At 55.4% G+C, this 20,763-nt stretch carries 18 protein-coding genes; 10 read left to right on the forward strand and 8 right to left on the reverse strand.

What is annotated here, in order from left to right; genetic code table 11:
* The first annotated feature begins 1 nt into the window (after position 1).
* Genes ACZ1G5_RS15645 through ACZ1G5_RS15660 form a run of 4 tightly spaced genes read left to right on the forward strand, consistent with a single transcriptional unit; the run spans position 2 to position 6,129 of the window.
* Positions 2-2,668, forward strand: a complete 2,667-nt coding sequence (locus ACZ1G5_RS15645; RefSeq protein ID WP_472733721.1) for an LLM class flavin-dependent oxidoreductase — start codon at positions 2-4, stop codon at positions 2,666-2,668.
* Positions 2,578-4,569 (forward strand): MupA/Atu3671 family FMN-dependent luciferase-like monooxygenase, encoded by a 1,992-nt coding sequence (locus ACZ1G5_RS15650; RefSeq protein WP_472733722.1) that lies wholly within the window; start codon positions 2,578-2,580, stop codon positions 4,567-4,569. The genes ACZ1G5_RS15645 and ACZ1G5_RS15650 overlap by 91 nt, the downstream gene beginning before the upstream one ends.
* The gene (locus ACZ1G5_RS15655; protein ID WP_472733723.1) at positions 4,569-5,198 is read left to right on the forward strand and encodes a 4'-phosphopantetheinyl transferase family protein; all 630 of its coding nucleotides are present in this window, start codon (positions 4,569-4,571) and stop codon (positions 5,196-5,198) included. Before ACZ1G5_RS15650 ends, ACZ1G5_RS15655 begins: the two co-directional genes overlap by 1 nt.
* On the forward strand, positions 5,191-6,129 hold the full coding sequence (locus tag ACZ1G5_RS15660; RefSeq protein WP_472733724.1) for a hypothetical protein: 939 nt from the start codon (positions 5,191-5,193) through the stop codon (positions 6,127-6,129). The genes ACZ1G5_RS15655 and ACZ1G5_RS15660 overlap by 8 nt, the downstream gene beginning before the upstream one ends.
* 1 nt (position 6,130) lies before the next feature.
* On the opposite strand, the gene ACZ1G5_RS15665 is transcribed toward ACZ1G5_RS15660, so the two are convergent.
* The 6 genes from ACZ1G5_RS15665 to ACZ1G5_RS15690 all read right to left on the reverse strand — a co-directional run bounded on the left by ACZ1G5_RS15665 (position 6,131) and on the right by ACZ1G5_RS15690 (position 11,631).
* Complete coding sequence (locus ACZ1G5_RS15665; protein WP_472733725.1) at positions 6,131-7,366, reverse strand: glycosyltransferase family 4 protein; 1,236 nt, start codon at positions 7,364-7,366, stop codon at positions 6,131-6,133.
* The gene (rfbA, locus tag ACZ1G5_RS15670) at positions 7,323-8,192 is read right to left on the reverse strand and encodes a glucose-1-phosphate thymidylyltransferase RfbA (RefSeq protein ID WP_472733726.1); all 870 of its coding nucleotides are present in this window, start codon (positions 8,190-8,192) and stop codon (positions 7,323-7,325) included. Before rfbA ends, ACZ1G5_RS15665 begins: the two co-directional genes overlap by 44 nt.
* Positions 8,179-9,060, reverse strand: a complete 882-nt coding sequence (rfbD, locus tag ACZ1G5_RS15675) for a dTDP-4-dehydrorhamnose reductase (protein ID WP_472733727.1) — start codon at positions 9,058-9,060, stop codon at positions 8,179-8,181. Before rfbD ends, rfbA begins: the two co-directional genes overlap by 14 nt.
* Positions 9,057-10,094, reverse strand: a complete 1,038-nt coding sequence (rfbB, locus tag ACZ1G5_RS15680) for a dTDP-glucose 4,6-dehydratase (protein ID WP_472733728.1) — start codon at positions 10,092-10,094, stop codon at positions 9,057-9,059. Before rfbB ends, rfbD begins: the two co-directional genes overlap by 4 nt.
* The gene (gene rfbC / locus ACZ1G5_RS15685; RefSeq protein WP_472733729.1) at positions 10,091-10,657 is read right to left on the reverse strand and encodes a dTDP-4-dehydrorhamnose 3,5-epimerase; all 567 of its coding nucleotides are present in this window, start codon (positions 10,655-10,657) and stop codon (positions 10,091-10,093) included. Before rfbC ends, rfbB begins: the two co-directional genes overlap by 4 nt.
* Before the next feature lie 140 nt (positions 10,658-10,797).
* Positions 10,798-11,631: a 2OG-Fe(II) oxygenase gene (locus tag ACZ1G5_RS15690; protein WP_472733730.1), complete on the reverse strand. Its 834-nt coding sequence runs from the start codon at positions 11,629-11,631 to the stop codon at positions 10,798-10,800.
* Positions 11,632-11,930: 299 nt separating this feature from the next.
* Here ACZ1G5_RS15690 and ACZ1G5_RS15695 point away from each other — a divergent pair, with 299 nt between their 5' ends.
* The 6 genes from ACZ1G5_RS15695 (at position 11,931) to ACZ1G5_RS15720 (ending at position 18,561) form a co-directional block, all read left to right on the forward strand.
* Positions 11,931-12,971 (forward strand): glycosyltransferase family 61 protein, encoded by a 1,041-nt coding sequence (locus ACZ1G5_RS15695; protein ID WP_472733731.1) that lies wholly within the window; start codon positions 11,931-11,933, stop codon positions 12,969-12,971.
* A 162-nt stretch (positions 12,972-13,133) separates the two neighbouring features.
* Positions 13,134-13,682, forward strand: coding sequence for a serine acetyltransferase (locus ACZ1G5_RS15700; protein WP_472733732.1), 549 nt, complete (start codon positions 13,134-13,136; stop codon positions 13,680-13,682).
* Complete coding sequence (locus tag ACZ1G5_RS15705) at positions 13,679-15,244, forward strand: AMP-binding protein (RefSeq protein ID WP_472733733.1); 1,566 nt, start codon at positions 13,679-13,681, stop codon at positions 15,242-15,244. The genes ACZ1G5_RS15700 and ACZ1G5_RS15705 overlap by 4 nt, the downstream gene beginning before the upstream one ends.
* Before the next feature lie 37 nt (positions 15,245-15,281).
* Positions 15,282-15,518, forward strand: coding sequence for an acyl carrier protein (locus tag ACZ1G5_RS15710; RefSeq protein WP_472733734.1), 237 nt, complete (start codon positions 15,282-15,284; stop codon positions 15,516-15,518).
* 1 nt (position 15,519) lies between these two features.
* A complete protein-coding gene (locus tag ACZ1G5_RS15715; protein WP_472733735.1) occupies positions 15,520-16,740 on the forward strand; it encodes a type III PLP-dependent enzyme domain-containing protein in 1,221 nt (406 codons plus the stop codon).
* A gap of 210 nt (positions 16,741-16,950) precedes the next feature.
* Positions 16,951-18,561, forward strand: coding sequence for a chloride channel protein (locus ACZ1G5_RS15720; RefSeq protein WP_472734359.1), 1,611 nt, complete (start codon positions 16,951-16,953; stop codon positions 18,559-18,561).
* On the opposite strand, the gene ACZ1G5_RS15725 is transcribed toward ACZ1G5_RS15720, so the two are convergent.
* Together ACZ1G5_RS15725 and ACZ1G5_RS15730 are read right to left on the reverse strand one after the other, a co-directional pair.
* The gene (locus tag ACZ1G5_RS15725) at positions 18,558-18,899 is read right to left on the reverse strand and encodes a DUF427 domain-containing protein (protein WP_472733736.1); all 342 of its coding nucleotides are present in this window, start codon (positions 18,897-18,899) and stop codon (positions 18,558-18,560) included. The genes ACZ1G5_RS15720 and ACZ1G5_RS15725 overlap by 4 nt on opposite strands.
* A gap of 66 nt (positions 18,900-18,965) precedes the next feature.
* Positions 18,966-20,750 (reverse strand): aminopeptidase P family protein, encoded by a 1,785-nt coding sequence (locus tag ACZ1G5_RS15730; RefSeq protein WP_472733737.1) that lies wholly within the window; start codon positions 20,748-20,750, stop codon positions 18,966-18,968.
* Between the last annotated feature and the right edge of the window lie 13 nt (positions 20,751-20,763).

Genomic DNA, 20,763 nt, shown 5'->3' on the forward strand with positions numbered 1-20,763 from the left:
GATGTCTTCTTACAGTGCCCTAATCATTGGCAATGAATCTCTTGCGATCCAATGCGGAGAAATGCTGCGGGACGCGGGCCATACCGTTGCCGCTGTCGTGACACGCAATGGTGACGTCGCTGATTGGGCGGCCGGTGCCGGGCTTTCCGTTATCTCCTCAGATGCGGATTTGGTCGCCGAGTTGTCGGAGATTTCCTTTGACTGGCTGTTGTCGATTGCCAATCTGGACATGATCCCTGATGCGATTTTGGCCCTGCCAACCAGAGGCGCTGTCAATTTCCACGATGGGCCCTTGCCGCGATATGCAGGGCTGAATGCACCCGTCTGGGCACTGCTTGCCGGCGAGGTCGAGTATGGCATCAGCTGGCATATGATTGAGGGCGGTGTCGATGAAGGTGGGCTGCTCGCCCAGAGTTTCTTTGATGTCGCACCTGATGAAACGGTTCTGACGCTCAATACCAAATGCTACGCTGCTGCGATCGACAGCTTTGGCACCGTGATTGACAAACTGGCGACTGAAGCACCTGTGGTCACCGCTCAAAACCTTTCGCAAAGAAGCTATTTTGCCAAAAACGACCGACCTGCAAACGCTGCGCAGCTCGATTTCACACAGACCGCCCGCAAGATTACTACCCTCGTGCGTGCGCTTGATCACGGCGACTACTGGAACCCGTTGACCTGTCCGAAAATCGTGACGCACACGGGCGTGTTCCTTGCTGGCAAAGCAGTCGCCGAAAAGGCGACCTCTGACGCCAGTGCTGGCACAGTTATTGCCGTCGATGAAGGGTCACTGACTGTTGCGACGGCGACAGCTCCTGTCACTTTGAATGATTTGCGCAATGTGACAGGAGATGCTGTCTCGGGTCATGACATTGCGGCAGTGGGCGACCAGCTGCCGGCGATCACAGCGGATGAAGCTCTCGCCGCCGCACTGAAATCAACATTGAAGCACGAAGCCCACTGGCGCAAAGCACTTGAGACGATGTCGCCAGCAACCCTGCCGCAAATTGACATGAGCGCGCAGCCGGGAGAGGTGATCAACCTTGCATTGTCGGCCGACGCCGCCGACCTTGCCACCGCGATGGGCCATCTTGGGGATGCTTTGTCTGACGATCCTGTGACGTTGGCGTTGGGCGTTGTACACGATCACCCCGGATACTTTAACGACTGGGTTCCGGTGCGGGCCGGCGACGACTTGGCCGTCGCAAGAGATCGCGGTCCTTTTGCCGCAGATCTTTGCGCGCGAATACCCGGTGGGGTCATCACACCCGCGCTGGGGCTGTCGGAGACGGGACATATTCCCGGCACCGCTCTCAGCGTGGTGGGCACGACGCTCTATGCTGATACCGGGAAGATCAGCGTTGCGTACGCTGAACTTATGGCAGCGCGTTTGACGCATATTGCATCCCAGATTTCCAATGGTGAGACGGTTACACTTCTCCCGGATGCTGAGCGTCAGAAGGTTCTCTTTGAGTGGAATGCGACTGCGCAGGACTATCCTGCTGATCTATGTATTCATCAGGCGTTTGAGGCGCAGGTTGCGCGCACGCCAGACGCTGAAGCGCTGTCATTTGAGGGCGAAAGTCTGACATATGCGCAACTGAATGCCCGCGCGAATAGCCTTGCTTATCTGCTACGAGAAAAGGGGGTTGGCCCGGATACGATCGTCGGACTGCACCTGCGCCGTTCATCTGCGCTTTTGATCGGCGCTTTGGCTATCATGAAGGCTGGCGGTGCATATTTACCAATGGATCCGGCCTATCCAGCCGACCGAACAGCCCTTTATATCGCGGACAGCGGGACAAAGGTCATCGTCACGGACAGCACACTTGCGTCTGCCCTGAAGACCGAGGCTGAAGCAGTTCTGGTCGATACGTTGCCATTGGACGGCGACGCGGAGAACCCGAACAGCGGCGTCACCGGCGCGCATATGGCGTATATGATCTATACGTCAGGTTCGACCGGCAGACCCAAAGGTGTGATGGTTGAACATCGCAATGTCGCGAACTTCTTTGTCGGCATGGATGACCGTATTTCGCATGATCCTGCCAGCGTTTGGATGGCTGTGACCTCTTTGTCATTCGACATTTCTGTGCTGGAACTGTTCTGGACCCTCGCACGCGGATTTAAAGTTGTGATCTCAGGCGATGAAAGCCGCGCTCTGGTCGCTGGTGAAGGCGCTGCGCCTGGCGTTGGGATGGATTTCAGCCTGTTTTACTGGGGCAATGATGACGGCATCGGTCGCGACAAATACCGTTCCCTGCTGGAAGGTGCACAGTTCGCCGACAAGAATGGGTTCTGTGCAGTTTGGACACCAGAGCGGCATTTTCATGCTTTTGGTGGTCCGTACCCTAACCCGTCTGTGACCGGTGCGGCGGTGGCTGCCGTCACGGAAAATCTGGCTGTGCGCGCAGGCTCTTGTGTCGCGCCATTGCATCATACCGCGCGGATCGCCGAGGAATGGGCCGTTATTGACAACCTGACCAATGGCCGGACTGGCTTGGCAATTGCGTCCGGCTGGCAACCGGATGACTTTGTGTTGCGACCGGAAAATACGCCCCCCAGAATAAGCCTGCCATGTTTGACGCAATCCGGGATCTGCGCAAATTATGGGCCGGCGAAACGGTGGAGTTCCCCCGCCAGAACGGCGAAATGCACGGCGTGGTGACGCAACCACGCCCGGTTTCCAAGAAATTGAATGTTTGGGTGACGACTGCTGGCAACCCGGAGACCTGGAAAGAAGCCGGCACCAATGGATGTAATGTGTTGACCCACCTGCTGGGTCAGAGTGTAGATGAAGTTGCGGAAAAAATTGTCATTTATCACGATGCGTTGCGCGCGGCGGGCCACAATCCGGATGACTTTACTGTCACCTTGATGTTGCACAGCTTCTTGTCCGACACCCGTGATCACGCGCGTGAAATTGCCCGCGAACCGATGAAGGACTACCTGCGCGCCGCTGCCGGCCTCATCAAGCAATATGCATGGGCCTTTCCAGCCTTCAAAAAGCCGAAGGGTGTGGAGAACCCGATGCAGATCGACCTTGGCTCTTTGGACGAGGATGAGATGGATGGCATCCTCGAATTCGCGTTTGAGCGGTATTTCAACGACAGCGGCCTTTTTGGTACTGTTGAGGATGCCATCGAACGGATCAAAGAGGTCAAAGCCATTGGCGTCACCGAAGTCGCTTGTCTCATCGATTATGGTATCGACGTGGATTTGGTGCTGAAGGGGCTGAAGCCTTTGGCTAAAGTTGTGGCCGCCAGCAATCAAGAGGTGAATGACGACGACTATTCGATCGCGGCGCAAATTATCCGTCACAAGGTGTCGCACTTGCAGTGCACGCCGTCGATGGCGCAGATGTTGACGATGAATGACGAAGCCCGTGTCGCCTTATCACAGGTCAAGCATATGATGGTCGGCGGGGAGGCCTTGCCGGGTGCACTTGCAGATGAATTGCGCAAGCTGACCGGTGGAACTGTCGAAAATATGTACGGGCCGACTGAGACAACGATTTGGTCAACGACGCAAACCGCCGATCCGGGGCAGGGTGCTGTGCCGATCGGAACGCCTATCGCAAATACGCAAGTCTATGTCCTCAATGACGCGATGGAACCGCAGCCTATCGGCGTGCCGGGTGAACTTTATATTGCGGGTGATGGCGTTACGCGGGGGTATTTTCAGCGCGACGATCTGACGGCTGAACGGTTCCTGCCCAACCCATTTGCAGATGGCCGGATGTACCGGACAGGTGATTTGGTGCGTTGGCGCGAAGACGGCAGACTTGATTTTCTTGGGCGCGCGGATTTTCAGGTCAAGTTGCGCGGTTACCGCGTTGAACTGGGCGAAATCGAGAGCGTTATCGATCAGCATGCCGGTGTACAGCAATCGGTGGTCATCGCGCGCGAGGACACACCCGGCGTGGTTCAGCTTGTTGGGTATTTGCTGGCGGACGGCACGGTTGATGAAACTGCCTTGCGCAATGAGATGCTGAAATCCTTACCGGACTATATGGTGCCGCGTCACTTTGTGACCTTGGACGCTTTCCCTTTGACGCCGAACAAGAAGGTGGATCGAAAGGCATTGCCCGCACCAGTTCTGGGTCAAGCCAAACCAGCACCCGTTGCCGCTGCGTCGCCCGCACCCGCAACGCCTGCGGCGGCAGTAGCGTTGGGGTCTGAAGCGGAGATCAGCGAAAAGATTGCTGCCATTTGGTCAGGCATGCTCGGTGTTTCCCAGATTGGACCCAAGGACAGCTTCTTTGATCTTGGTGGGCATTCGCTTTTGGCGGTGCAGGCGCATCGCGAAATTCGGGCGACAATGGGTGTGCAGAAGCTGTCGATCACAGATATTTTCCGCGCGCCGACCTTGGGTGCTTTGGCTAAGATTGTCGCGAGCAAAGCAGGCACGCCTGCCGCGCCCGTCAAAGCGATGCCTGTGACATCTCCTGCGCCAGCACCTACCGCGCCAGCAGCACCTGCTGCGCCAGCGACACCTTCTGCCGGCGATCCATTGCAGGACGCTATGGCACGGCGGCGCGAAATGCGGGAACGGCGGCGCAATCGCTGATGCAGGCTATTCAAGCTGCATTGCAACAAATTCTTGGCCCGGATGTTGGGATTGGTTTTGCAGATCCCAGCGCACATGACCTAGATTTGTGGCCCGAGGAAGCTGCCATCGTTCAGCGCGCCATACCCAAACGCCGTGCGGAATTTGCGGCCGGTCGCCGGGCTGCGCGTCAGGCGCTGCAACAGCTTGGCTTAACTGCAGGAGCGATTACGCAGGACGCGAACCGTGCGCCCATCTGGCCTCAGGGTGTGACAGGATCAATCGCGCATTGTGACAGTCACTGCATCGCAATTGCAGCTGATCAGCCTGATAGGCTGACGCTTGGGGTTGATATTGAGCCTGCCACCCCGCTTGGCACCGATTTGACCAGCATTGTTTGCACGCCTCCTGAGCAGGAGTGGATCAATTGGCAATCAGATCCCGGCCTTGCCGCAAAGATGATTTTTAGCGCCAAAGAGGCCGTTTATAAGGCGCAGTACCCGCTCACAGGTGCCGTCATTGGCTTTGACGCGGTGACACTGGAGATCGCAGACGGTGGCTTTCGGACGCTGCCCAAGACAGACTTCCCAACTCTTATTGGAACGATCTTGACCATCGATGGTTTGATTTTATCTGTAGCGCATGTCTAAACGTTTGATCCTTGCTGTATTGACACCCGTCCTTGTTGTCCTTGGCGCGTTGGGCCTCTACGCCCGTGACCCAGAGCCATTGGACGCAGAAACATTTGCGAGCTTGTATACCGAGCCTGCACCCACTGTGAGTGGGCCAAGGCAGGTCTATCACCTGGGTCACAGCTTGGTCGGGCGTGACATGCCCGCGATGTTGTCACAGTTGGCTGGCTACGGGCATGAATTTGCAAGCCAATTAGGATGGGGTTCCACGCTGCGGTCACATTGGGATCCAGACGTCCCGGTGAACGGGTTCTCCGAAGAGAACGCCCATCCGGACTATCGCGATGCGCATGAGGCGGTAGGGTCGGGGGACTATGACGCGCTGGTCCTGACCGAGATGGTTGAGATTGCCGATGCGGTGCAGTATCACGACAGCCCCGTTTATGTGAACAACTGGGCGCAAAAGGCGCAGACACAAAATGCGACCGTTTATCTTTATGAAACGTGGCACCGGCTTGATGATCCGGCGGGTTGGTTGGAACGTCTTGACCGCGACAAGGCACTCTATTGGGAAGACGCCGTACTACGGCCCGCGTTAGCCCGGGCTGAACCGCTGAGACCTATATATGTCATTCCCGGTGGGCAGGTCATGGCTGCATTTGCGCGTGCCTTGCAGGAACAAGGGCCAGTCGGACCGCTGTCGAGCTATAGCAACCTTTTCCGTGACGACATTCACTTCAATGACTATGGCGCGTACCTTATGGCACTGACCCACTACGCCGTGCTTTATCAAACCAGCCCGGTTGGCCTTCCGCATCAGCTGTTGCGGGCCGACGGCACACCCGCAGACGATCCCGGTTTGCAGGCTGCCGCCCTGATGCAACGCGTCGTTTGGGATGTTGTCAGCATCTCGCCAATGACCGGTGTTCCAGCAGCGATTGCCGAATAGGTCAGCGCGCGGGAAACAAGGCGCGCAAGCTGGCGGCATTCTTGGCCTGATCATGCGCGTCCACCACGCGTGCCCGACCAGTCGCCCCGAGGGCTGTCAAGGTTGCATCATCAGCAGATAATGCCTGAGCGACAGCCTCTCGCAAGGCGGGAACATCTCCTGCCTCAACGATCCAACCGCAGTCTTGATCGACCAGCTCGGGGATCCCTGTGATCTTTGTTGTGACAACGGCGCGACCCATTGCGAGGCTTTCCATCAACACGATGGGCAAACCTTCAGCAAAGCTTGGCAGTGCAAAGATGCGTGCGCCCTTGATTGCAGCCCGGACCTCTTCTCCGGTTCCCCAACCGGCCAATGTGACATGCTTTTGCAATCCAAGTTCCACAATGCGGGCCTCAATCCCGGGACGGTCTTCGCCATCACCGATAAACACCAGATCAAGGGCGGGGTGGTCCGCGACAAGCGGCGCGACCGCTTCAACCAAAAGCGCCTGCGCCTTTGCCGGACACAAACGACCAACACAGACAATGCGGGCATTCTGAGGTGGGGGCGTCACATCGAATTCATCGAGATCAATGCCGCACCGCACCACATGAATTTTGTCGGCGTCTTCGCCTGAGGTCGCCTCTAGGATAACACCGCGGGCATAGTCGGTGATTGCCGCCACAAATGCGCTCTGCGCGACTTTGACTGGCAGGCCGTTGCCCGCAGGATCGTCGAACTCATCTGGTCCATGCGCTGTAAAGCTGTAACTGGGTCCACCCATCCGGCGGGCCAGCAGGGCGACAGCCGCTGAATTTGTTGAAAAGTGTGCATGAACATGATGGATGTCCTGCGCTCTGGCAGCTTGTTTGAAGAAGACCGCTTCAACCAGATAGGCCACGTTCTTGAGCCCTGTGCTGCCGGGCCGTGATGCCAGATGCAGCATCGTTGCAAATGCACGGACAAACCCGACAGGATTTGTTACCACTTCTTTCAGCGTGCGGGCCAGCAATGCGCCTGCACCTTGTTTCAGAATATAGGTCGTCTTGCCCACCTCGTCGCGATCACGGGGATCGACAGGCACCTCGGCCCAATCGCGTATCGCAAACCGTGCGATAGGTACCCCCGCTGCTTCATGCGCATGGATTTCGCGCCGCACGAATGTGGTCGACGTAATCGGGTAGGTATTCATCAAATAGGCGATGCCCATGTTAGAGCAATCCACGCAGGTAGGTGCCGTACTCTGTCTTGGCATAGCGGTCTGCCAGCGCGATTAATTGCGTATCATTGATCCAGCCCGCACCGTGCGCAATTTCTTCGGGGCAACCGGTCTGCATGCCTTGGCGGCTTTGCAGTGTGCGTACAAAGTTACCTGCATCCAGCAGACTGCCATGTGTGCCGGTGTCCAGCCACGCATATCCGCGACCCATACGCTCCACGTTCAGGGCACCTTCGGCCAAGTAACTTTCGAGAAGTGTTACGATCTCCAACTCACCACGCGGGCTGGGTTGAATATTGCGTGCGCGATCCGGTGCGCTGCCATCCAAAAAATACAGACCAGTGACCGCAAAATTCGATGGCGGCACGTCTGGTTTTTCGATAATTTCGGTCACGCGGCCCTCGTCATCCATGCCCACGACACCATAGCGTTCGGGATCAGCGACCCTGTAACCGAACACCGTACCACCGGTTGTTTGCTTGTCCGCACTGTCCAGCAGCTCGGGCAGTCCATGCCCGAAAAAGATGTTGTCCCCCAGCACCATCGCCGACGGACCGCCATCGAGGAATTCTTCTGCGATCAGATAAGCCTGCGCCAGTCCGTCCGGGCTGGGTTGCACAAGCCAGGTGATCGCGACGCCCCATTGCGATCCGTCGCCCAACAGGTTCTGAAATTGCTCTTGATCTTGCGGTGTTGTGATAATCCCGATGTCGCGAATGCCCGCCAGCATCAGCACTGACAGCGGATAGTAGATCATGGGTTTGTCATAAATTGGCATTAACTGCTTCGACAGACCTTGCGTGATCGGCCATAGTCGCGATCCGGTGCCGCCGGCCAGTATCAGTCCTTTACGTGTGCTCATTGATATGTCCTCGTTCTGCGGCACGCAGCATTTCTTTCAGGGCTTGACGCCAATCCGGGCGAGCAATGCCAAACACCGCCTCCAAAGAAGAGCAATCAAGGCGTGAATTGGCAGGGCGTTGTGCGGATGTGGGGTACTCTGCGGTCGTCACATCGGTGACAGCGACGTCGCGCTCTGCGGTTTCAAAGATGGCGCGGGCAAAATCGGCCCATGTCACATCGGGTGCACCGCTGAAGTGAAATACGCCGCTTGCCCCTTTTCCTGCAATGAGTGCTTTCGCAATGTGCAGGCAGGCGTTTGCGATGGCACCTGCCGGAGTGGGGCCGCCGGTTTGATCGTCCACGACCTTCAGTGTCTGGCGAGATTGCGAAAGGCGCAGCATCGTGGTGACAAAATTCTTTCCTGTTCCATCAAAAACCCACGCCGTGCGCAGAATGACATAGGCACCACCGGCCGCTGCAACGCCACGTTCGCCGGCAAGTTTTGTGCGGCCATAGGCACCCAAAGGCGCAGTCGGATCGTCCGGCCTCCAAGCAGGGCCATCGGTGCCGTTAAAGACATAATCAGTTGAGATATGAATGAATGGGATACCTTTTGCGGCACATGCTGTCGCCATTGCCTCTGGCGCCTGGGCATTGATGACATGCGCATCTTCTTCATGGTCTTCGGCGGCATCCACAGCCGTCCACGCGGCGGCGTTGATCACGACCTCAGCGTCACTTGTATTGATAGCCGCGGCACATGCATCAGGATCACTCAGATCGGCAGCGTTACGTCCCAATGCCGTGATTTGCACGTCCATCGGTGGCCCCACGGCAATCAGGGCCCGCGCAACCTGTCCGGTTTTGCCAAAGACCAGAGCTTTCATGCCTTGCCCAGTCGCGTTCCGACGCCATCACGATCCAGCAGCGGTTGCCACCAGTCTTGGTTGTCCAGATACCAGGTGACAGTCTTTGCAAGCCCTTCTTCAAGCGTGACAGACGGGCGCCAACCCAATTCTGCGCGCATTCGCGACGGGTCGATCGCATAACGCAAGTCATGTCCGGGTCGGTCCGTGACGTAAGTAATCAAATCCGCATGTGGCGTGCTATTGGGGCGATGCTGATCAAGCAGCCCGCAAATCATGTTCACGAGGTCGATATTGCGCGCTTCGTTTTCGCCGCCGATATTGTAGCTGCGGCCGATTTTTCCGCGCGTCAAAACCGTGAGCAGGGCATCAGCATGATCTTCCACATAGAGCCAATCGCGCACGTTTTCGCCTTTGCCATAAACAGGGATTGGTTTGCCATGCAACGCATTCAGAATGACAACGGGGATCAGTTTTTCTGGAAAATGAAACGGGCCATAGTTGTTGGAACAATTCGTCAACACGACTGGCAGGCCGTAGGTTTCTGCCCATGCCCGCACCAGATGATCGCTGGCGGCTTTGGATGCGGAGTAGGGGCTACGCGGATCATAAGGCGTATCTTCGGTGAACTGTCCCTCTGCGCCAAGCGATCCATAGACTTCATCAGTCGAGATGTGGTGAAAGCGAAATCCGTCCGGCTTCCCTTGTTCTTCCCAATAGCTGCGTACAGCCTCAAGCAAGGTGTAGGTGCCGGTGACATTTGTCTGTATGAACGCACCGGGCCCATCAATTGAGCGATCAACATGCGACTCAGCGGCCAAATGCATGATGGCATCGGGGGTGTGGCTTGTCAGGATCCGATCCATTGCTGCGCGATCACAAATGTCGGCCTGTTCAAAAGCATAGAGCGGATCATCTGCCACGCTGGCGACATTTGCCGGACAAGCGGCATAGGTTAGTGCATCAACATTCACCACCGCATGACCTTGTACAATAGCCTGACGTACAACTGCCGAGCCGATGAACCCGGCCCCACCTGTGACAAGAATTTTCATGGTGTGGGTCCGTATTTGAAGGGTGATTGAAAAGAATTGAACGATCTGGCGGCCGCGTCCTTGTCGGACAGCATGACCTGTTGAGGATCAATACCCCAATCGATCGCCAGATCCGGGTCGTCAAACCGTACGGCCTCTTCCCGTTCAGGAGCGTAGGTCGCGGAGCATTTGTAAGCGACAACGCAATCAGGGGCGCGTGTCACAAATCCATGCAGGAACCCGGCTGGGATCAACAATTGATTGCCGGCCGTGTCTGACAACTCGACGGCGACCCAGCGGCCGAATGTAGGCGACCCGTTCCTGATATCGACGGCAACATCCCAAACAACACCTTGCAGAACGCGCACCAATTTGGCCTGAGCAGCAGGCGGCGCCTGCATGTGGAGGCCACGCACCGTGCCAATATCGTAGCTGTAGGACTGATTGTCCTGTACGAAAGTGGTCATGATCCCATGATCAGCGAGAGTTTCAGCATTATATGTCTCACTGAAATGTCCGCGGTTGTCCGCAAAGCGCCGGGGCGTGATCTCGAGGACACCTTCAATCTTAGTCGTTCGTATCATGTCCTACCGCCGGGCGTGGTTATTTGCGCAAGCATCTACATCTGCTTATGTCGTAACCGCGTCATGCTCCACGCTTATTTCCAAAAAGACCGTATCGTTTTTATCACATCCGCACTGCGGACCATCAGGTTACGAAAACGTCAACGGCGCAATTTGCCAACCAGGTTGCGGGTCTTGCGATAAAGAAGCGGCGGCACCAGATCACGAACAACGCGTAAGGTCGCTTCATTGTCGCGGGCATCTCCTGATCCCGGACGCTGCTTGAACACAGTTGATTGCGACGTGCGTCCATCTTCCCATGTCGCCGTATAGTAGTACAGCGCAATGGAGAGGCGCGGGTCATCGTTGGGATGATTGACCGGTTCAGGGTTGCCGTGCATCGTGTTGTCACCGGTAGAAAAGCAGCACATCCGGTTCATGATTGGTGCGAAACCGGCAACCTTCTCACTCATATCGTCGGTCCAAACCTCGAACGAGCCACCATATTCTTCTTTCCAGTCGGGGTTGAGGTAAATCAAAAGGTTCAGACGTCGTTCAAGGTTCATGATCGAGTGATGATTGAAGTCCGCGTGGATCCCAAGAAAGCCAGTCGTGTTTGTGCGGTGAATACCCCCACCCATATAGTATGGGTCTGGTATCAGGCCGTTAATCCCTGACATTTTTTCAAGAAACTGAATGAATGGCCGCGAATTCAACGCGTTAAAGACAGCTCTGGAGTAGGTCGGCATCCGATCAGGATTGAAAGACGTCTTCAGCCTCTCGTTCCCGCTGGCATTTTCTGCGGGTTTGTCGCCCATCAGCAACGCCTCTTCGCGCACTTTTGATAGGATTTCAGGCGGCAGGAAGTCATCCACACAAATATAGTGATAAGGCGTCTTGGACTGATAGTCGGCCGCAATAGACTCCCCAATTTCCTTTGCCTTGGAACTTGAGATTTCGAGAGTTTTTGGCTCGAGTGGAAGAAAGGCTGACATCAGATTTACCTATAAAAACAATAGGGTTGGACACTAAAATATATTCATTAACGGGTCAAGTCATGTCGGGCTGACTTGACCCGCTAATGGCGGGGTCATTTTGTACGGATTTTGCCCATGAGATATGGGCCAAACGCCCAACTCCAAAATAACCATCGAATGTCGGCGGCGTGCGTTCACGTTTTCCATACCTTGCGTCGCAAGCGGGTTCAGCGCAGTATTTGCCAGTATTTGTAATGACGATGAATTTAACGATTGAATGCCCTGCGACGACGCAGGCGGTTTGGCAAAATAGAAACATGATTTCGACACGACCTCTGAGCGCCTACATCGGCAAATTTCTGCGCCGGCCCATGCCGGATTTGGTCCATTGCGCGCATGATCAGTGGGACGTGGCACGAGGGTGCGTGCACTATATTCCGTCGGCAATTTGTCTACCTGGACAATTTGATCGAATCAGAACCACTGAATTTGCCTCGTTAGAGACTGTTCTGCGGAGTTTCCGCGGAGACTTTGACACGGAGGAGGGACCGACTATTGGCTACCGTATCTCCGATGTCGATTTGGCGGATGGCGTGCTTTACGCCAAGGGAGGCGTACGACATCTGAAGGCCCGCAAAGCGCGCTCTTTGACATATAATGTTCCAACGGAAGTCACGCGTGGGGCCATGTATGAAAGCTGGCTCGGCAACCGTTGGTTTGGCAATTGGCTCATTGATGACTGTCTGACCCATAGTCTTGCTCAAGCCGCTGGGCCGACAGTGACGTCGTTCTTGCAACCGGTACATCATATGCCGCGTTACGAGGAACTGCTCGGTATCGCGCCGCAGCGCACAGATCACATTCATTTTGATGAATTGATATTGTTTGATGACACAGCCAACAATAACGCGAAGACACAGCGCGCCGCAGATATGCGCGCGCTCATTTTGGCTGGGCGTCATCCAACTCCGATGCCAGGCGTTTTCTTATTGCGCGGCCAAAGTGGCGATGCGCGCATCATGGCGAACGAACGTGATATAGCCGAAAAATTGGAAGTGAATTACGGCTTCCATACGCTAGATATCACAAAAGCGTCGGTCGATGACATCGCTATGCACTGCGGGAATGCGTCAGTTGTAATGGGGGTTGAAGGCAGCCAGCTTGTTCATGGGCTGGCAACAATGCCGGAGGGTGCGACGCTTTTTGTCATTCAGCCGCCAGACCGGACCGTCGCATTCCTGAAAACTGTGACAGACCGTCAGAATCAGCGCTTTGCATTCGTGATTGGTGAGGGCGAGACGTCGGGTTTTACGGCTGACTGGGATGACATAAGGCGCACACTTGATTTACTTGAATGAACAGATTTTCTTGACGGCCTTTCCCTCTTTGCGCGATGATCGTAGTCAGCGTGCTGACATCACCATATTTTAGTCCGTTGAGTACGTAGCTAAATATAATTTTTTGTTGGTCGCTTAGTATATGGGCGGCATGGATTTTAAGCAAGCGGCGAGGATTGGCGCGTGTTCCGGGTATTAAAGAGTGACTATTATCGCCATGGTGGCTCCGTTCTTGAAGCGGCGTTCATCTCACTGTTTATCTATCGTTACGGGCGTTGGGCTTCGCTGATCCACAACCCCGTCCTGAGGTGGTTTGCCAACAAAATCTATGGCATCTTTCGGGTTCTTATCTTGAACGTGACAAAGATATGGATCCCACCACAAGTTGTGATCGGGGAAGATTTTCATATCATCCACGCTGAAGGTAGCCTTTCAATTCACCCTAATGTTGTGATCGGTGATCGTTGCGGCGTGATGCACAATGTGACCATTGGCACAAATATGGCGGATGGCGCGCCTGTGATCGGTGATGATGTGTTTATTGGTGTAAACTCCACAGTCTTAGGGGATGTTCGAATCGGTGACCGGGTGCACATTGGCGCAAACACTGCCGTCGCAACGAACGTACCAGACGACTCCACGGTCTTTGGATCGCCTGCACAGATATTTCCGCGGTTGACGCCTTTTGTTCCGCCAAACACACAGACTGCCACAGGCGCCGGTTCCAAATGATGGATCAAAACCAAAGTATCTACCGTTTGTTGGCTGACAATCACCCGGCAAACACAGATAAAATTGCGCTGATCGACGCGGACCAATCCGTCACCTATGGCGCTCTTTCAAAGCTGGCAGATGACGTAGCAGACCGGCTAGTCAGCATCGGCGTTTCCCATGGCGATCGGGTGATTGTGCACTTGCGTAAAGGGATTTCTGAAGTTGCGGCCATGTTCGGCGTAGCGAAACTGGGCGCAGTTGTTGTGAACGTGAACCATCAATGGACTGCTGAACAGCTGTCATACGTGGCGGCAGATAGTGGCGCACGGGCAATGATTGTAGGAGCGTCTGCGCGTAAATCAGTCCTTGGCATGGAACAACCCGAAGGTTTGCTGGGTATTCTTTGTGCAAATGATGGCGGATGGGAAAGCCTTTGGCCCGACCACGCAACACGCAAACATGCAAAGGAATTTGTTCCATCGGGGCATGATTTGGCGATGATCATCTACACCTCAGGTTCGACCGGCATGCCCAAGGGTGTGATGCTGAGCCACAGCAACATTCTGATGGGGGCTGCCTCAGTTGCAGAGTACCTCGGACTGCGCAGCACTGACCGGCTTTTGTCAGTGCTACCTTACAGTTTTGACGCCGGACTTAACCAACTGACGACTATGATGATGTTGGGCGGCAGCGTTGTTCACCAACCGGTTGTTATGCCGACCGAGATTGTGCGAGCAATTAATACCCATGAGGTGACGGGATTTGCTGGCGTCCCACCGCTGTGGAACCAGGTTGTTCGGCTTTTGGACGATACGCCAACGTCAATGCCAACGCTGCGACTGATCACAAACACTGGCGGTAAGGTACCGCCCAACACACTTGATTTGATGCAAACGGTGTTCCCGGACGTTGATATCTACCTGATGTATGGTCTGACAGAGGCGTTTCGGTCTACCTATCTGCCTGCGCATAAATTCGCGGCTAAGAAGGGCGCGATCGGTCAAGCGGTGCCATACGCCGGCGTCTACGTCGTGCAACACGGGCATGGGGTTGCAGGTCCGGGAGAGCAGGGTGAGCTGGTTCATGCGGGGCCATTGGTCAGCATGGGCTATTGGCAAAAACCAGAACTCTCAAAGGAAAAAATTCGGCCCTGTCCCGAACTGAGACACATTATCGGTGACGCGCCAGTGGTCTATAGTGGTGATCTGGTCCGCGTGGATGATGATGGTGACTTGTGGTTCGTCGGGCGTATGGACGACATGATCAAGACCAGTGGTTTCCGCCTTAGCCCGACAGAGGTGGAGGACATCGTATCGCGCAGCGGCATGGTCATTGATGTGGTGGCTTACGGTGTCGAAAATGACGATCTGGGCCAAGTTGTGCATGTGGTTGTTTCAGGGACTGACGATTTCGATCAAAACGAGTTGCTGAAGCACTGCCGCAAAGCCATGCCGCACTACATGGTCCCGCGCCGCATAGATGTTTGGACCGGATCAATGCCCCGAACCGCGAGCGGTAAGCTGGACAGACCGACGGTTATCGCCCAAACAGTACAAGAAATGCATGAAAACACAGTATGAATTTACGAACGACCCGATCTGAAGGTACGAATTTGACATGACACTTACCGCAGAAAAATTGACGACTTTCCTCAAGGAAACCTTGAATGTTGAGGGAGATGTCGCGCCTTCAACAACGCTCTTTTCCAGTGCAATGCTCGATTCTGTGGCGATGATGAACGTGATTGGTTATGTCGAAGAAGTTGCGAGCATCACCGTACATCCGGGTGACGTGACACTGGACAATTTCGACACCATCGAGCGGATCGTGCAATATGTGCAGGATCAGGACTGAGATGGACAACCTTGATGCGCGTCTGGCGGCGGTGGCCGAAAAGTTTGGAACGCCAACTTATGTCTATTTGACAGACGCAATTGAGGAAAAACTCGTGACCATCCGGTCGACGCTTGGTGACCGGTTCTCGCTCAGCTATGCAATGAAATGCAATCCAAACCCCGGTGTCATCGGGTGGTTGATCGACAAAGTCGATTTTGTCGACGTATCCTCGATCGGCGAGTTACGTCTTGCATGCAAAGCGGGCTGGGACCCGGCGCGGGCGAGCTTTACCGGCCCGGGCAAGCGAGATGCGGAGATCACAGAGGCGATCGACCTTGGTGTTGGGGAGCTCGTGATCGAAAATCTGCGAGAGGCTAAGGTCGCAAGTCGGGTCGCAGGACAAACCGGGAAGGTGCAGGATATCCTGATCCGCCTTGCGCCATCCTCGGTGCCCAAGGGTTTTGGGGACCAGATGGCAGGTCGCCCCAGTCCTTTTGGTTTTGACATCGAAGATGCCGCAACTGAGTTACCGCATGTGTTGGCATTACCGCATCTGAATGTTGTTGGGCTGCACATCTACTCGGGAACACAATGTCTGAAGCCTGACGCGATTTGCGAAAACTACCGGATTTTCATGTCGGTGTTTCGGCAGATCTGCGAGGCGCATGACATTACACCCCACAAGCTTGTATTCGGCGCTGGTCTCGGAATCCCATATCACGAAGGTGATAGTCCGCTTGATCTAGACCTGATTGCCAGCGGAATAGGCGGCGATCTTGACAAATTCACCACAGAACCGCGTTTCAAAGATGCGCAACTTATTCTTGAACTGGGACGGTTTTTGGTTGGTGAAGCGGGATATTTTCTGACCAGTGTCATCGGTGTCAAGCAGTCGCGCGGCCACACCATAGGCATCTGCGATGGCGGTATGAACAATCATCTTCCGGCATCGGGCCATTTTGGTATGGTCATCCATCGCAACTATCGCATGCACCGCGTTGGTGGTGGGGACGCTAGCGAAAAGTACAATCTTGTCGGCCCGCTTTGTACGTCGATTGATCGGCTCGCCGGTGGTGTCATGCTACCTGAACTGACCGAAGGTGATGTCATCGCTGTGCATGCCAGCGGCGCTTACGGTCCAACCGCCAGTCCGATCCATTTCATTAGTCATGCCGCGCCCAATGAAGTTCTGATTGAAGGCGAAACAGCGCGGGATGTTTCGCGCCGCTTTGAAAACTAGCCGTTTGGGCATGCCTTCCGAATTTTCCCTTGGAAGCGACATCCGCATGAAATAGACCGAAGAAGAGCTCAAGGCTTGTCTTTGGCGTACAGATTTTGACAGCGCACCCGCGCTTGCAAGAAAGCAGACCTGATGGGGAAGCCAGTAAAAGCGTTGCTGCAGCAGGGAATTGCTGATGCGACGACGGCCTGTCGGGACGCCGCCAAAGTGATGAAGACTCATGGACCGAACCAAATTCAATTTTGGTTCATCGCATTGGCTATCGGGATTGCGGCAGGGTTTGCCGCCGTGCTTTTTCGGCTGGGTATCTATGCCATCCAAACAACGGCTTATGGTACCGATGATGTTCTGACCCTGCATTCATTTGCCGCCGGTTTGGCGTGGTACCAAATCCTCTTGATCCCGATCTGCGGCGGACTGATCGTTGGTCTGATACTGGACAGGTTCACCGATGATGGCCGCGTGCGGTCGGTTGCCGACGTGATCGAAGGGGCCGCATTGTCCGAAGGTCGGGTCGAGGTGCGGCGTGGATTGGCCTCTGCCGCGGCATCCATGATCACGCTGTCAACAGGGGGGTCGTCAGGCCGGGAGGGGCCGGTTGTTCACCTTGCCGCTGTGATCTCGACAGGTGTTTGTCGCTGGATAAATGCCAACGGCATCACCGGGCGCGACTTGTTGGGGTGTGCTGTTGCTGCAGCGGTTTCGGCCAGCTTTAATGCACCCATCGCCGGGGCATTGTTCGCGCTTGAGGTGGTCTTGCGCCATTTCGCAGTCCATGCCTTTGCACCGATCGTCATCGCATCCGCAGTCGGTACCGTGATAAATCGGTTGGTGTTTGGCGATGTGACCGAATTTGTGTTGCCGGTACAGAACGCGCTTGGCTTTTATGTCGAACTCCCCGCCTTTCTGATCCTTGGTCTTGTTTGCGGGCTTGTTGCCGTCGCCTTGATGAAAGCGATCTTTTGGGCCGAAGATCTGGCCAACTATGTGCAAGGTGAAACAGGCATCCCGCGTTACTTGCGCCCGGCCATTGCCGGAGCACTCTTGGGGACTTTGGCCATCTGGTGGCCGCATATCATTGGTGTTGGATACGAGACCACATCCGCGGCACTGACGGGAGAACTGGTCCTGCATGAAGCGATCGTCTTTGTCATCCTAAAAGTCGTCGCCGTTGCGATTACGATGGGTGGGCGCATGGGCGGTGGCGTGTTTTCACCCTCTTTGATGGTGGGTGCGCTGACAGGTCTCGCTTTTGGTCTGATCGCCACCCCGATTTTTCCCACAGTGTCTGGAAGCGAAACGCTCTATGCTTTGGCGGGGATGGGGGCCGTTGCGGCGGCTGTGTTGGGCGCGCCGATCTCGACAACACTGATCGTGTTTGAACTGACGGGCGATTGGCAAACAGGCCTTGCCGTCATGGTGGCGGTATCGCTGTCGTCGGCCTTGTCGTCGCGACTTGTGGACCGTTCATTCTTTTTGACCCAACTGGAACGGCGCAACGTGCATCTTGCCGCGGGACCACAAGCCTATCTTTTGGCAACCTTCAAAGTTTCATCCATCATGCGCGCGATGGACGCAAAAAATGCGGCACCAGAGGATGAGTGCTGGGATTTGGTCCGTGAGGGCGTCTATGTGGACGGCAATGCAACCTTGGAGCAGGCGATGCCGATTTTTGATGGCGCGGGGCACCGCTTTATCCCGGTTGTCACATTGGGTGGTGAAGATGCCCCGCCAGAATTGTGGGGGGCACTGTTTCAGGTCGATGCCTTGCGTGCAATGAACCGCGCCTTGTCAGAGACCGCAGCCGAAGAGCACTCTTAAACCTGCTCGACGGCTACTTTTTCATGGTAAAATGCGATGTGCTCTTTGATCTGAGCAACCGCATCGATGGGGTTTTCGTAGGACCATGCGGCATTTTGAATCGGTCCACTCTTCGCCTCAATAGTGAAATAGCTTGCATCACCCTTGTACGGGCACTTTGATGTCAGGTCCGTTGGTTCAAGGAATGCCATGGCAAGATCGGTTCGCGGAAAGTAGATGACAGGGGGGTAATCACCTTCTGCCAGTTCAAGCGCGTTGGTGCTTTCGCCGATGACGGCACCGGCTGCACGCACAACCCAGGTGCCAGTTGCAGGGCGAATTTTGATATGATCAGCCATGGTGATTTCCTTTTCGTCAGCATCGGTCGTCGGGAGACTTTAGTGCGTCACTGTGACGGTGCTATGTCAAAGTGGCGCGCAAGCCCTGGTCAGCCATACACCCGTTTTTTCATCCAGTCGTGGAGCCAGAAGCGTCAATGTATCTGCATGATAGCGATCAATCCACCCCCGTTCTGCCTCTGACAGCATCCGAGTGTCGATCAGGCGGCGCTCAAATGGCACGTATGTGAGCGTGTCAAAGGACAGCATGTTGCGATCATCTCCGCCCTCAATGGCAGGAGCGTCGGTGACAACGATGAGGTTTTCAATACGAATGCCAAATTCACCTTCGCGATAATATCCAGGCTCATTGGATAAGATCATCCCGGCTTTCAACGCGACCTCTGATCGCCTTGAGATACCCTGCGGGCCCTCGTGAACGCTGAGATAACTACCCACACCGTGACCGGTGCCATGATCATAGTCTTGACCTGCCATCCAAAGTGGTGCGCGCGCCAACGCATCGAGGTGCTGGCCACCAACGCCGTGTGGAAACCTGACACGGCTGACAGCAATCATGCCCTGCAAGACCCGCGTATAGCAGGCCCGATGATCCTGCGTTGGTGTGCCAATAGCAACGGTACGTGTGATATCTGTGGTGCCGTCCACATATTGTCCGCCACTGTCTACCAGCAGCAAGTCGCCTTCAGTGATCTTTCGATTCGTCTCCTCAGTCACGCGGTAATGGACGATTGCACCATTTGGACCAGCGCCACAGATTGTTTCAAAGCTGATGTCGCGCAGCGCGTTGGTCTGCATGCGAAACCCTTCCAGCGCCTTGACAACGTCAATCTCGGTCAAGCCGCCCGTAGGCGCTTCGGCCTCCAGCCAGGACAGGAACCGAACTATTGCCAAGGCGTCGCGTTCGTGGGCGGCCTTCGCGCCCGAGATCTCGACGGCGTTCTTGCAGGCTTTGGGTAGGACGCATGGGTCGTTGCCTTCCACCACGTCGCATCCAGCAGTGTGCAGCTTGGTTGCAACGATTGCCGGGCAAGACCGCTTGTCGATAAGCACCTTGCCGGACAATGTTTCCAACGCATCAAGAAACTGACTGATTTCATACACCGAAATATCTGGGCCAAGATGTGCTACAATGGCGTCCGCTTTGCCGCTTACTGCAAACAGATCAACGCGCCCATCGTCATGTAGGATCGCAAATGCCTGCGGAACCGGATTGCGCGCAATATCGGTGCCACGGATATTCAGAAGCCATGCAATGCTGTCAGGCAGTGTCAGCACAGCGGCACTTTCATCCATATCCTTGGCCAATCGGGCGCGTTTGTCATTGTGCGCCTCGCCAGCGTGTTCAATGGCATGGGCAGTAAACGGGGCGTCGGGTGGCGCGGGCTGATCATCCCAAATGGCATCAATCAGATTGTCCGTTTCGATCAATTTGAAACGCGACAACGTCTTCCGTAGCTCCGCGATTTCCGCCACGGTGTGCAACCAAGGATCAAATCCCAGCGTGCCGCCAGACGGTAGTTGGGTCTCTAACCATTCGGCCAATTTGGTTTCTGGCCAATGCACTGGGGTGAACACATCAGCGACCTGCGCGCGCACCTGAACACGGTAGCGACCATCGATAAACACCCCTGCCACATCCTGTAACACGGCGCAAAACCCGGCGGACCCCGAAAAACCTGTCAGCCATTCCAATCGCGCATCCCGCGGGGCCACATATTCGCCCTGGTGCGCATCGGCACGTGGGACCAAGAACGCGTCAAGCGCACGCTCTGCCATCAGTTTGCGCAATGCGGCCAGTCGTGGCGGCCCCTGATCGGGCGAAGATTGCGCCTCAAATGTTTGAAACATCTACCACCCCAAT

The sequence above is a fragment of the Yoonia sp. JB2-21 genome, assembly GCF_055693545.1.